10 protein-coding genes are annotated in these 13,936 nt (G+C 53.5%); 5 read left to right on the top strand and 5 right to left on the bottom strand.

Annotated elements, in window-relative coordinates; translation table 11 throughout:
* Positions 1-13 precede the first annotated feature (13 nt).
* Positions 14-4,150 (bottom strand): DEAD/DEAH box helicase, encoded by a 4,137-nt coding sequence (locus tag METMI_RS0115190; protein WP_019867149.1) that lies wholly within the window; start codon positions 4,148-4,150, stop codon positions 14-16.
* A 229-nt stretch (positions 4,151-4,379) separates the two neighbouring features.
* Between METMI_RS0115190 and METMI_RS0115185 the strand changes: the two genes are divergently transcribed.
* The 4 genes from METMI_RS0115185 (at position 4,380) to METMI_RS0115170 (ending at position 6,844) form a co-directional block, all read left to right on the top strand.
* Positions 4,380-4,892, top strand: coding sequence for a peroxiredoxin (locus tag METMI_RS0115185; RefSeq protein WP_019867148.1), 513 nt, complete (start codon positions 4,380-4,382; stop codon positions 4,890-4,892).
* 31 nt (positions 4,893-4,923) lie between these two features.
* Complete coding sequence (locus METMI_RS0115180; protein WP_019867147.1) at positions 4,924-5,319, top strand: VOC family protein; 396 nt, start codon at positions 4,924-4,926, stop codon at positions 5,317-5,319.
* 13 nt (positions 5,320-5,332) lie between these two features.
* On the top strand, positions 5,333-6,103 hold the full coding sequence (locus METMI_RS0115175; RefSeq protein ID WP_019867146.1) for an SDR family NAD(P)-dependent oxidoreductase: 771 nt from the start codon (positions 5,333-5,335) through the stop codon (positions 6,101-6,103).
* Positions 6,104-6,184: 81 nt separating this feature from the next.
* Complete coding sequence (locus METMI_RS0115170) at positions 6,185-6,844, top strand: pyridoxamine 5'-phosphate oxidase family protein (protein WP_019867145.1); 660 nt, start codon at positions 6,185-6,187, stop codon at positions 6,842-6,844.
* A gap of 88 nt (positions 6,845-6,932) precedes the next feature.
* Here the strand turns inward: METMI_RS0115170 and METMI_RS0115165 are convergent, their stop codons facing one another.
* The 4 genes from METMI_RS0115165 to METMI_RS0115150 are packed head-to-tail and all read right to left on the bottom strand — an operon-like array spanning position 6,933 to position 12,525.
* The gene (locus METMI_RS0115165; RefSeq protein ID WP_019867144.1) at positions 6,933-9,563 is read right to left on the bottom strand and encodes an EAL domain-containing protein; all 2,631 of its coding nucleotides are present in this window, start codon (positions 9,561-9,563) and stop codon (positions 6,933-6,935) included.
* A complete protein-coding gene (locus METMI_RS0115160; protein ID WP_019867143.1) occupies positions 9,560-10,012 on the bottom strand; it encodes a hydrogenase maturation protease in 453 nt (150 codons plus the stop codon). Before METMI_RS0115160 ends, METMI_RS0115165 begins: the two co-directional genes overlap by 4 nt.
* 3 nt (positions 10,013-10,015) lie before the next feature.
* Entirely contained in the window at positions 10,016-11,554 is a 1,539-nt protein-coding gene (locus tag METMI_RS0115155) for a nickel-dependent hydrogenase large subunit (RefSeq protein WP_019867142.1), read from the bottom strand.
* Positions 11,555-11,556: 2 nt separating this feature from the next.
* A complete protein-coding gene (locus tag METMI_RS0115150; RefSeq protein WP_019867141.1) occupies positions 11,557-12,525 on the bottom strand; it encodes an NADH-quinone oxidoreductase subunit B family protein in 969 nt (322 codons plus the stop codon).
* 206 nt (positions 12,526-12,731) lie between these two features.
* Between METMI_RS0115150 and METMI_RS0115145 the strand changes: the two genes are divergently transcribed.
* Positions 12,732-13,844 carry an ATP-binding cassette domain-containing protein gene (locus METMI_RS0115145; protein WP_019867140.1) on the top strand — a complete coding sequence of 371 codons (1,113 nt, stop codon included), beginning with the start codon at positions 12,732-12,734 and terminating at the stop codon, positions 13,842-13,844.
* The last annotated feature ends 92 nt before the right edge of the window (positions 13,845-13,936 follow it).

The following is a 13,936-nucleotide window of genomic DNA, read 5'->3' as shown; positions in this document are numbered from 1 at the left end:
TTTAAAACAACCGCTAATGGTCCAAATCGCTAATCAGCTCCATCATGTCTGAAACTGACATTTTGCCGCTGACTTCACCGCCTTCCAACAGGCTGTTGGCCAAATCGCGTTTATGTTTATGCAAATCGACGATCTTGTCTTCAATCGTGTCTTTGGCGACCAGGCGGTAAATGGTCACCGGGCGCTTTTGCCCCATCCGGTGGGCACGGTCCGAGGCTTGGTCTTCCACGGCCGGGTTCCACCACGGATCCATATGGATAACGTAATCGGCGGCCGTTAAGTTAAGGCCCGTGCCCCCCGCTTTAAGGCTGATCAAAAATAAATCGCCATCCCCTGACTGAAACGCATTCATGGCTTTTTTACGTTGCGCAACAGGTGTCGATCCGTCCAGATAGTGGTAGGTAACGCCTTTTTTATCCAACAGTTCTCGGATCAACTCCAAATGCCCGACAAATTGGCTAAATACCAAGGCCTTATGGCGGTTGTCCAGCAATTCATCGACCAACTCTTCAAAGGCTTGCAGCTTGGAACTGCCAATCGGGCTTTCTTCCATCACCAAGCGCGGATTACAGCAAGCGCGCCGCAGCTTCATGATTTCCGCCAACACTTTCAATTGCTGGTTACCGGGTTCTTCGGCGGCATCACGGATGGATTTTAAGGCGCTACGGCGCAAGGCCTCGTACATCGCCCTTTCATCCGCACTCAGTTCAATATGCAACGTGACCTCCGTACGCGGCGGCAATTCGGTCAGGACATCGTTTTTCAAGCGCCTCAAAATGAATGGCCGCAGCAATTTTTTCAGGCGTTGCTGCACCGCGTGATCCTGCTGGTTTTCGATGGCATGGGCATAACGTTCGTTAAACCGCGCCAAAGAACCCAGCAAGCCAGGATTGATGAAATTGAACAAATTCCACAACTCACCCAAATGGTTTTCTATCGGCGTGCCCGTGGTGATCAATTTAAAATCCGCTTGCAGGGTCATCGCGGCCTTGGAGCGTTTAGTCAGCGCGTTTTTAATCGCCTGGGCTTCGTCGGCCACTAAAGTATGCCAGTGGACTTGCGCCAGCCGTTCGGCTTCGGTTTGCAATAAACCGTAGCTGCAAACGATCAAATCAAACGCGCCGGCACTATCGAGCATCGCTTGGCGGTCACCATAACCAAAATGCTGCACATTCAAAGTCGGGGCAAAACGTTGGGCTTCCTCAAGCCAATTGATGCACACCGATGTCGGCGCCAGAATCAAGGTCGGGCCTGTTGGGGCCCGGGATAAAATTAAGGCCAAGGCTTGCACGGTCTTGCCCAAGCCCATGTCATCAGCCAAACACGCACCTGCACCCCAGTGCGCCAAACGCGACATCCACTGGAAACCTTCCCGCTGGTAATCCCGCAATTCGCCTTGCAAGGTTGACGGCACTTGCGGGTTCAGGTCACTGATGTCGTTCAGGTGTTTCAACTGGTCTTTCCAAGGTTTGCTGGCGGTCAGCGTCATGCCTTCGGTGATGTTATCCAGCGCCTGCACGGCCAAGGGATGGAAGCGGATTTTGTCGTCCTGCACTTCCCCCAAACCCGTCAAATCATCCAAGCGTTGGCGCAGCTCACGGGTCAAGGCGATGATCTGGCCGTCCTCAAGCTTGAGGAAGCGGCCGGTCGATCCGCTTAACAAGTGCATCAAGCGTTGCATATTGAAGACTTGTTCATCATCAATGACCAAGTCACCGTCAACACTGAACCAGTCTTTTTCCTTACGCACGGAGAAATGGGCTTGCGATAGGCCGGTTTCGCGGCTCAGCCTGATTTTTTTGCCTTTAGGCCATTCCAATAAGGCAAATTCGCCCAGTTCCTGGAAATGCAACAAGGCTTCCAGGGCTATTTCGGGGTCATCCAGCAACCATTTGAAATCACGCTCTTTATACAACTCAGGGCAGTCGGCAAGCAATTGCGCCACATAGGCGTTTTCCAACTCAAAATCTCGGGTCGTTTGGTATTGCTGGCCGTCAATATCCGCCAATACGGTGGCCCCACCGGCACCAGGTTTGTATAAGGGCCCGCCGTTGGCGAACGGCTGGATAAACACTTCAATTTGGATGCCTTGGCCGACGGGCTGCAAATGGATGTGCAGACGGCTATCCACCGGAACTTCAATGGCATGGCGGGAAGTCCCGCCGATATCCGACTGCACGGTCAACATCGACGCTATCGACGCGATTGAGTCTATGACTTGTTGGCGGGCGGAAGCGGGTACGACCAAACCGTCCTTACCGAGGATTTCGGCGACCTGGCGGTGCTGGTCATTGATCATATATAAAATCAGGCCATTATTGGCGGTTTTTTGGGCGATGACCCGTTGCCGGTTAATTTCCGGTATCAGGAACAGCCGCAAATTGGGGAGCTCTTCTTTGACCAGCAATTGTGGTTCGGCAATGCTTATGTCCACAGGCTTGCCGGTCTGTTCCTGGCCCGCCCAATAGACATGGGGATGCCCGGCAGTGGCAAGCAGGCCTTCGATAGTCAATTCATAAACATCTTTTGGATAATAACCATAGTATTCGCTCTCTTTGTTTATGGTGATTTTGGTGCAAATGTTCCGGTCTTGTTCCGAGAGGTAATCGTAGTCCGCCAAATCATGGTAAAGCTTTTTCAAAGCCACCGGACGGCCTTTGCTCCACTGCCCGGCCTTGCTCAGACGCTGCTCTTTAGGCACCAGGACGATACTGCCGGCTTCAAGGCTGATGCTCCAGATCATGCGCAATTCTTGTTGGGATTCGGTGCCGGCCAGCGGTTGGCCGCTTAATTGCGTCAATGCCGTCAAGGCGCGTTCCCATAAGGACACTTTGGGCAACAGGTCAAAAATCGTGCTGAACGGCGTGTCAACGTAATGCAGGGCGATTTTTTCACAATCGGCATTTTTATGGGCCAGCCGCTGCAGGAGTTGGGAGCTGACCGCCGCATACCACACATAGCCTTGTTTATGGGCTTCCGGGCAATACTTTGCCAATTGCTCCAAAACAAAAGCCAGACGGGTATTATTGCCAACGGCATTGAAGTCAACCAACCAATAAAAAATCAAAGCCTGGAATAGGCATTCATAAGGGTAACGCGGGCTTCTGAATTGCCGGACCAGCTCCTCGACACTCGCCTTTGCCTGATAAACATCAACCGCCTTATCCAAAAGGGCGTTGGCCTCGTAAAACGCGTCATAGCCTTTTTTCATCGTCATCGGCAGATGCTGTTTTTTTAGATAAGACAAATGTTCGCCAGTCCTTGAACGCAGCAAGGCCAAGCTAAAAAAATACCCATGCAGGCCATAAAGCGTAATGTTACGTTTGCTGCTTTCCTTTTTTAGCTGTTTAAGCGCCACTTGAAACAAACCGATGGCTTCATCATTACGGTTTTGCAAAAAACACAAGGTCGCCAACAATTTCAAACTTTGGCTTGAATGGTCGCCGTCAAGCCAAATTTCGGCATCCTTAAAATTGCCGCGCAACAAACGCTGTTCAACCAATATCTGGGCGATTTCAGTGCAGACGGGTTTACTGGCCCCAAATAAGCGCTCCAATAACTGGTAGGCCTTCGGGTCATTGGCAAAACCTTTGCAATCGTTTATCACCAAATATTTGAGCGCACCGTATTGGATTTGCACAGGCAAGCCCGTGAACCAATTTTCATCAAAATCGTTGAAAAATACCCGGTTGATATGTTCGGCAAAATATTCGGGATAGCTCGAATGTAGCCTGTCAATATTGGCCATAAAAGCGGTGACGCTGCCTTGATATAAAAACAGCCGCAATTGTTTGACGATATGGCAGGCAATGATCCGATGCGACGGGTAGTAGCCGCCATCGGCTATCAGCAACGGCGCCAGCTTTTTAAACCAAGGCTGGTCAACGGCATTGCGCATCAATGCCTCACTGCATTCGGGATGGCAAGCCCAACCATCGTTACTGGCAATGATCAATTTGCTTTTGTGCAATTTTTCTTTGAGGGCCTTATCCACGAGGCGGACAGTTTTAAGGTCAAAACCACCGGCCTTGGATAATAGGTTCTGGAAATTAGTTTGGCTAATGGGGGCGTAAATCACCGCTAAGGCCATGACAATATCTTGTTCCGCTGTAGTAAGCGTGGTAAACGTAGCAGGTAACTTGTTATTCATTTTTTACGTCGTTTGTCCTTAGGGTTAAGACTGCCGCTATGGGGCATTGTAAAGGCGCTAAATTATTTCTTAAGTTTATGATTTTACGATGATAAGTCTTCAAACGAATTTTACGATTTATTATCTGGACATTCACTTGACAGCTATCTATCATGCCACACACGGGACGCGCAGGTGGCGTGCCGTCTATGTCCAATAATTATTTATCAGTTCAAATGAGGAGTATTTTATGCTGGAAAAACAACAATATGCACCGATGTTCAGGGCGTTGGACCAAAACAATCAATTAGTCAGTTTAACTGATTACTCCGGAGAAAAGAACATCGTCCTCTACTTTTATCCTAAAGACGACACCCCTGGCTGCACCATAGAAGCAAACCAATTTACCCAATTGGCTGATGAATTTGCGGACCTGGATACGGTTGTGATCGGCATCAGTAAGGACACCTGCGAAAGCCATACCGATTTCATTAACAAATACGGTTTAAAAGTCAAATTGCTGGCCGACACCCGTGGTGAGATGTGCGAAAACTACGGTGTTTGGCGGGAACGGGAAAAGGAAGGCGTAAAAAGCATGGCCATTTTCCGCTCGACGTTCATTATTGATAAAAACGGGGTGTTGGCCGATGTCATCTATGGGGTCACGCCTGAAGGCCATGCCCAAGAAGTCTTAGAAAAAATTAAGGCATTGGCCAATCCAGACATGACTGTGGCTGAAGAAGCCCCTGTTGAGGCCGAATAATGGGCGCCATGCCAATTTCTAAGGTGTAGGTATGGACATATCTGGCATCAACCATATCAATATCGTCGTCACGTCCGCGCAATTGCCGGACGTGGTGGCGTTTTACGAACAAATCATCGGCTTAAGGCAAGGCCTGCGGGCGGTTTCCAAGCGTAACGGCGCATGGCTTTATTGCCATGACACGGCGATCATCCATCTGTCGGTCGTGGAACAAGCGCCTTACACTGGCAAAGACACCCTCTTTAACCATGTCGCCTTAAGCTGTAGCGGCGTTACCGGTTGGGTGAGCCACTTAAACCGTCACGCCGTCCATTTTGACATTGACTACCGCCCGTCACCGGAAATGACCCAGCTGTTTCTCTACGACCCTGTAGGCATACGTATCGAATTGAATTTTGCCGGTGAACGTTTGGAACCATCAGCTTAAGGGGGAACCCGTTATGATACCGGAACAAAACTTAGATCTAACTGGCAAAGTCGCTTTCATCAGCGGCGCCGCCGTCGGCATAGGCCGTGCCGTTGCCTTAAGGTTGGGCAAGGCGGGCGCGACTATCGGCCTGCATTATTACTCCAGCTCGGACGCAGCCAACGCTTTGCTGGCTGAATTGGCCGCAGCAAATATCAAAACCCTATTGCTGCCTGCCGACCTGACACAGGAAGGGCAAGCCAACGCGGCTATTGATAAGTTGGTCGCTGAAACAGGCCGTCTGGATATTGTCGTCAACAACAGCGGCGGCTTGGTCAAACGCGCCAAAATTGAAGATTGCCTTTTAGAAAATTGGAACAAATCGCTGGACATTAACCTGACCAGCGCATTTTTGGTGACCAAACGCGCCATCCCGCATTTGCGTGCCTCAGGCAATGGCAGCATCGTGAATATCCTGTCCTTGTCCGTACAAACAGGCGGGGCCAACGGGGGCGGGGCTTATGCCGCCGCCAAAGGCGGCTTGATGGTGTTCACGCATACGCTTGCCAAAGAACTGGCCCCACTGGTACGCACAAACTCCGTCATGCCAGGCACCGTCGAAACCCAGCACCATGAAATCCACTCGACCCCGGAAATGATGGAAAACTACCGCAAACAAACCCCCTTGGGCCGCAACACCTACGCCGAAGAAGTCGCCAGTTCGGTGCTGTTCCTGTCCAGCAATATGGCTTCCCATATCAACGGCGCATTGATAGACATTAGCGGCGGACGGTTTTTGCGTTAACCATTTAGTGTGGGCGGACGGGAGCCAACCCGTCCGCTTTAGCACAGCCAACCCCATTAAAAGCAAACTTTCGGATAAATTATGAGCACAATTTACGGCGAACAACATAGGCTCTTGCAGCAAGAGTTTGATACCACAAGATTGGCGGATAGGGTTAAGGAACTGATTGTGTTGCCGGAGATCACCGACAGCCATAAACCTTTTATTGAAAGCCGCGACATGTTCTTTCTCACGACTATCGACCACCGTGGCTACCCCACTTGCTCCTATAAAGGCGGCGCGCCTGGTTTTGTCAAGGTGATAGATAACAACACCATCGCATTCCCAAGTTATGATGGCAACGGCATGTTTCTATCCATGGGCAATATTACGGCCAACAACAAGGTCGGAATGTTGTTTATTGATTTCGGGACACCCCACCGGATCCGGGTGCATGGCACCGCCAGCGTTAGCCAACAAGACCCGCTAATCGGGGAATTCCATGGGGCGGAATTGCTTGTGCGCGTAACGGTCACTGAAATTTTCGTCAATTGCCCCCGCTATATCCACAAATACGGGCGCATACAAAACTCCAAATACACCCCCCAAGCCGACTGCGAAACACCCCCAGCACCGCAATGGAAACGTATTGATGCGATACAGGACGTCCTGCCCGAACGTGAAAAGGATGTCGCGGGGAAATTGGGGGGGACTATCACACCGGAAGAATACGGCCTGCTAGTGATGGAAGGCAAAGCTTGATAAGAATGCAACCCTAAGGGATGACAGCTTGGCAGGGCGCCCTTACCCGCCCTGACCCCCTCTTCCGCATGGACAAAAATGGCCCGCCCTACCCGGCTGGTTCAATCCAACGCCTCTGGAACTCGTCCGCAGGCAGCGGCGGCGAAAGATAATATCCCTGGATCTCGTCACAGCCGAAAGATTGCAGCAGCTGCAATTGGGATTCGGTCTCCACACCTTCGGCGACAACTTTCATGTCCAGGATTTTCCCGAGGGACACTATGGTCTTGATAAATGCCGCTTCGTTCGAGGCGGGGTCGCCCCTATAAACCTGGATGAAGGAACGGTCGATTTTAAGCGTATGGATGGGCAATTTTTGCAGATAGGATAAAGACGAATAGCCGGTGCCGAAATCATCCATCGCGACCTGGATGCCGCGCTGGCGGATTTGTTGCAAACGCTCGGCCGCTTTTTCGACATCATGCATGACCAGGCTCTCGGTCACTTCCAATTCAATCCATTCCGGCCTTGTTTGGGTTTCTGCCAAAATATCGTCGAGGATGGCGATAAAATCATCCGCCAGCAGTTGCCGGGCCGAGAGGTTGACCGCAAGCCGGAACCCTGCCCGTTTGTTAGCCCAAATATGGGCCTGCAAACAGGCGGCCTTCAGTATCCAGGTGCCTAGCGGAATGATCAATGCCGTTTCTTCGGCGACGGTAATGAAACGGTCGGGCGGGACCATCCCAAAACCAGGGCGCCGCCAGCGGACCAAGGCTTCGGCGCCCGTTATCCGGCCGGAAACACACGCGGCTTTGGGCTGGTAATAAAGTTGGAATTCCCCCCGTTCTATCCCCAGCCGCAAGGCGTTTTCCAGCGACAGCCTCTGATACGCCGCCTCATTCATGCCCGTTTCGAAGTATTGGAACATGCCGCGCCCTTGGGCTTTGGACGCATACATCGCCGTGTCCGCATGTTTGGTCAGGGTGTCGAAATCGGTGCCGTCATCGGGAAACACCGCAATGCCGATGCTGATGCCAACGTAGACGGTATGGTCCTTAATCTGCACCGGTTCCGAGATGGCCTCGACCAATTTCCGGGCCAGCTCGGTGGCAGTGGCAATGCCGACCAAATTGGGCAGGATGATGGTGAATTCATCCCCGCCCAAACGGGCGACCGTATCCGTTTTACGTAAGCAACTTTGGATGCGGACGGCAATGATTTGCAATAAATAGTCGCCCGCCCAATGCCCAAGGGTATCGTTGATATTTTTGAAATGGTCCAGGTCAAGAAAAAGCAACGCGAGCCGGGTGTTATGGCTTCGCGCCAATAGAATTTCCTGCTCAAACCGGTCTTTGAACAGAAACCGGTTAGGTAGCCTGGTGAGCACATCGTAATGCGCCAGCTGCTGGAGTTCCTGTTCCGTTTGTTTCTGGTGGCTAATATCCGTGGAAATCGCCACATAATGGGTAAGCAGGCCATGCTCGTCGGTGACGGCATTGATGCTGAGCAGCATCGGGCAGAGTTCGCCATTTTTCCGGCGGTCCCATATCTCGCCTTTCCAAACCCCCTTGCCCAATAACGCTTGCCATAACCGTTCGTAAAACGGCGGGTCGTGCATGTGCGATTTCAATATCCGGGTGCTTTGGCCCAGCACTTCGGGCCGCACGTAACCCGTGATTGAGCAGAAGGCGGCATTGACATCCAAAATGACGCCTTGCGGGTCGGTGATGAAAATGGCCTCGCTGCTGTTCTCGAAGACTTTGGCGCTTAAGCGCAGCCGTATTTCCCGGTCTTTCAGCTCGGAGATGTCCAAAGCGGTCACGACCGCGCCTTCCAGTTTGCCCTGTTCCGAATGCAGCAAACCCCCTTTCAGCCAATAAATGGCTGCGGGTTTATCCCCATTTTTGCCGAGCAGCCCATGCTCGCCAGTGTAGTTCCCGTGCAGCCGGACGGTTTCCAACAGCACGGATTGGACGGGCCAAGGCAGGGCCGGCAATTGCCCGGCAAGCTGCTGCCGTTCCGCAGGCGGCAACAAGCCGTCAATGCCGCACCCTAACAGTTCGGCTTCGGAAAACCCAAGCTCGCGCCCCACTTCCGTATTCACCCGCCGGATCCGCCCTTCCGTGTCAATGACGAACAGCAGGTCATCCATGGCATCCATGACCCGGGCAACAAAGCGGCTGAGGCTATGCTGCTGGTCTGCTTTTTCTTTAATTTTTTGCTGCTGCTGTTGTGATTCACTGAGCATGGCATCCATGCTTTGGGTGATGACGAGGATTTGCCTTTCCTGTTTCAGATTGGCTAACCGTAGATTTTCGATTTCCTCCCGTAACTTGGCCAAGGTTTCCGGGCCACCCTTAGCACCATTGGCGGAGGCGATAAACCCAAGTCCATTTTCAATTGTTCCGGGAAGCCTAGTTCCGTCCAAGGGCAACAGAAATTGGTCGCCGTCCTTTTCCACACGGAACCCGGACGTTTTTAGGTCGATGCGCAGGCTATGCGCCGGGCAAACCAGGGTGTGGCCGTCAAGCAGCGGGCATTGCGCCAAATGGTAGCCTTCATGCGGACATAAGGCCGGGATAGCCAGGAATTCCCCGGCAATGTCAAAAACCAGGACATCCATAGGCTGATGCCCGTCAGGCCGCCGTAATTTGCCCGTCCAACGCGGGGGATCAGGCGTGTCGAGGAAGCTCAGCGATTCGATGATGGCATTGCGGAAATAGGGGCTTTGGCGGCTCATTCCGACAAAAGGCTCCGTATCAATTGGAGGGTTGTAGGTACGGCCTGTTCGGTTTTGGCGGACAGGCCAGGGGAAAAGGGTTTGGCAGCGGTTACTTCGACCCCCACGATCAGGATCTCCGGCACTGGCCCCCGGAGGCTTTTAAAGGCCTCCAACAAATAGGGAAGCCCCAGGCCATGGCCGCTAAGCCGTTGGGGCCGGTTAGCCAATTCTTCAGGCCTCACCAGGCAAACGTCACCCGGCTTCCCGAAGTTGGCCAGCGCATCGACCAGGATCGCCTGCCGGCAACCCTCCAGAAACCTTAGCGCATCAAGCCCGGCGATACCGGCATTGAACACTTCGGCATCGCTGGCCCACGCCAATTGGCAAAGCTCCGTGTAGATGCGGGGACCAAAGCCGTCATCCCCGTGCAGCTCATTGCCAAAACAAATGATATGGCGCCCGCCCATAACTTAAGGCCATACGGTGAGGCGTTTGCCCGTATCGAGCAAATGCACGGTGCAGACCAGGCAGGGATCGTGGGAACGGATGATATGGCCAATTTCCACAGGGTCATCGGGATCATCAACCGTCAGGCCGATCAGGCTGCTCTCCCAATGCCCGCGGCGGCCTTCGCTATCCTTGGGCGAGGCGTTCCAGGCGGTGGGCGTGATGACTTGATAACGGCTAATGGCGCCATCGGTGATTTGCACCCAATGGCCTAGCGCGCCACGCGCCGCCGTCACCAACCCAAAGCCTTCGCCGTCAGGGATTTCCTTTTCGACGGGGGAAACCATGTGCGGGCCATCAGGATGCGCGGCCAACTGGTGCAGGGTTGTGCGCATTGTCTGCAACAGCCGCGCGGTACGGCGTAAACGGGCGAACTGGCGCAGCCAGGCATTGCCGCCCTCAAGCTGGTATAAGGAACGGATCAGCGGCTCGCCGTCGATAAGCGCATCGGCCAACGGGCCGCATTGCACGACTTTATTTTGATAGCGGGGCGCCTTGCACCAAGTATAACGGTCAGAATGGGGCTGGTAATCCGGGATGGTTTGCCCCTGAAACGGATGGCGGCCACCTGCGTAGGGCTGGAACCAGGAATAGCGCACATGTTCGGTAATTTCGGCTTGCTCGAATGGCTTAAGCTCACCGGTGTCGCCATCCAGGAAACCGGCCCTGAACAAGTGCTTGCGCTGCGGCGGGGGAGTTTCCGCATCATCAGGGTCGTCATAAGCGCCATAGCTGAGCATGTGGGGTGTGCCGAAGCCCAAACGGTGCAAGCCGATGTCCCGGCCTATCAACGAGAACAGGCCGATGGCGCTGTCGGAGTGGGCGTCTTTTGCCGCCAACCAAGAGAAAAAGTCATCGGCGGTTTCTAAGGCTAGCCAGTTGTCCAGGCCAGTCCCGATCACATCCTGTTCGAACCAGCGGGTCAATTTGTTGAGGATGGACAGGCTGTCGATGATGTGGCGGCTATTCGCGGGCGCGGTCACGCCACCCGGCAGCATGTACGACGAATGCGGCCACTGGCCGCCAAACAGGGCGATAATTTCGACAATATGGCGCGAATGCTCAAGGGCGCCACGGTGGACTGAACCTTTGAACGGCAAGAACGCGGCCCGTGCCGTTTCATAAAAGCCACGCTGGCTGTATTTGGGATGGCAAAAATCGGCGGTGAAGAATAAAAAAGATTGCCGCAAATCGCTTTGCACCGTCTCCGCCATCAGGCACAGGTTGCGGATGCGGATGGCCGTGGGCGGCACGGGGATGCGGCCGATCTGTTCCAAGGCCAGCACCGCCGCGTTGAGTTGCGCGGTGCCACAAATGCCGCAGATACGTGGCGTGATCACCAACGAATCTTTAGGCTTGCGGGTCACGAGGATTTGTTCGAACCCCCTGTAGAGCGAACCGATACAGCGGGCATCGACGACGGTATTGCCTTCCAGTTCCAGTTGGAAATCCAGGTCGCCTTCGACGCGGTTAAGGTCGATTTGGATGGTTCTTCTGGCCATGCTCAAGGATCCATGGTCTTGTTAAGCACCCGTTCAGGCGCCGCTTCATGGGCCAGGCTTTTGTAGGCCATATAATTCGCCCGCTCAACGCCCAGCGGCAGATGTAACGGGATAGGGCCGATTTTTTCGGTGCGGAACAAGTCGTGGTCTAGCGGGAAATCCGGGGACGTGCAACCGAAACACGGCACACCGGCGCGGGTCTTGCTGCTGCGGCCATTCCACAATTCGGTGTTGCATACCGCCATCGTGACCGGCCCTTGGCAACCTAGATTAAAGAACATGCACGCTTTGCCGCCGAACTCGGCGTCTTCCACGTCATACTCATGGTATTCGTTACGGGTGCAGCCCTGGTGCACCGTGGTATTGAAAAAAGCTTTGGGACGGTTGAGATGGTCGAGTTCCACGGCCAACCCCAAAGCCAGCATGGCCAAGGTTTTGGTCATCGCATTGGGGTGCGCGGGGCAACCGGAAAGATTGATGACGGGCAGGCCTTTGCGGGAGCGCCATCCGGCCGGCAATAGGCCTCCGGGGGAGTGTTTGTCGAACTGCAGACCCAGGCAGTCGGTGGGGTTGGGTGGTGCGGCATGGACACCGCCGTATGCCGCGCAAGTGCCCATAGCCACCACATATTGCGCCTTTTCGGCCAGTTGCCGGACCAGGCCCATTTTGGAACGCCCCCGGTACGGGTCATACATGCCTGAACCATTGGGGCCAGTGATGATGCTGCCTTCAATGCACAAAATGTCCAAGTCCTGTTGGCCGGCGATGACCGCTTCGACCAAGGCGTCCAATTTGCCGGCAGGCCCTAAGGACAAGGAGGGCTGCCAGAGCATTTCGATGCCATACTCATCCACCAGCTCTTCCAAAGATGGGCTGTCGGCGCACAGGAGTGACATGGTGTCGCCACCACAAGAGCCAGTTTGTAGCCAGAGTAATGCCGCCATAAAAATCTCCGTGATACTTTGTTGCATGATAGTGCATATGGCTTACATTATCTATCGGTTTGGCCATTTGACCCGTCACCAAACCCTGTTTGCATTCCCGCCCTAATTTTTATGCCCTGGGATAGCCAACCATAACGCCCCACCTATCGGGCTATTTTAAACCGGCCAAATATGGCTCATTTAATGCTTGCATTTCGTTATTTACTTAAACACATAATGAAAAGGAGCATACTATGTTGCTAGAAATGAACGTCTCCATGCGGCGCGGCAATTTTGACCTGACCACCGATTTGTCGATACAGGACGAAAGCATGGGGTTGATCGGACGTTCCGGTGCCGGGAAGAGCACTATCTTGGGCCTGTTGGCCGGAACCCTGATGCCGGAAGAGGGGCGGATAGTGTTGGATGGCAAAATCCTGTTTGATAGCCGCAAAGGCATCATGGTGCCCCGTGAACAAAGGCCTATCGGTGCCGTGCTCCAAGATGACCGGTGGCCATCCGACGGGACCGTAAACGATGGCCTGTCTTCGGCCCACGAACGCACGCTCAAGCAGCGGCGCACCTTAAAACCGAAACACCTGATCGAATTTCTCGATATCGGGCATTTATTGGGGCAAGCTATGGGGCATTTGTCCACTGGAGAGCTCCAACGGGTCTTGCTGGCAAGGGCCCTGTTAAAGTCGCCCGCCTTGTTATTGCTGGACGATCCCTTGGCGACCATGGGGTATTTTGCCAATTCCGTGACGCCGTTCCTAAAACGGGTGCGTAGCGAGCTGAACCTGCCGTTGTTCTACGCCAGCCACGCATTGGGCGATATTGTCGAATTCAGCGACAAAATCGTCGTGGTCGCCGAAGGCCGCGCCATCCAAGTCGGCTTGATAACGGAACTGCTGCAAAACGCCGAGCTGATACAAAAAATTGGCTTGGGGCTTGTCGAAAACAAGATACCGGCCATGGTGACCGGGCATGACCTCATGGATGGTTGCACGCTGGCAAAAACCTATGGCATTGAATTGGTGTTGCCTTTGCGCCGCGATTTGCCTATGGGTTCTTGGGTCACGGTCAGCATACCCGCCCATGAAATCGCCTTGTCGCGCACTTACCTCCCTGGCATTTCAATACAAAACCAAGTCAAGGGACGGATTTGCGCCTTAATACCCCACGGCAACGGGATCTTGGTGCAAATTGACTGCGGCAAAACCTGGTTGGCCGGCATTACCTTGAGGGCTTGCCGGGAGATGAACTTACAAGAAGGCGACACCCTTTATTGCTTGGCTAAAACCCAGGCATTTTCTTATTGCCCCCAATCCGGCCTGGATGCGTTTAGCCAGTTGTTCAACAAATAAGGCGGACCACCAACAAGACCGGATGGATAGGTTTATAGGCTGGCCATAAAAACGCTTTTCAGTGTGTCAAAATACCGACAAGCCCGACACGG

Origin of the sequence: Methylovulum miyakonense HT12, from assembly GCF_000384075.1 — a bacterium.
Classification (GTDB): Bacteria; Pseudomonadota; Gammaproteobacteria; order Methylococcales; family Methylomonadaceae; genus Methylovulum; species Methylovulum miyakonense.
This window is presented reverse-complemented; position numbering and strand designations above follow the sequence as displayed.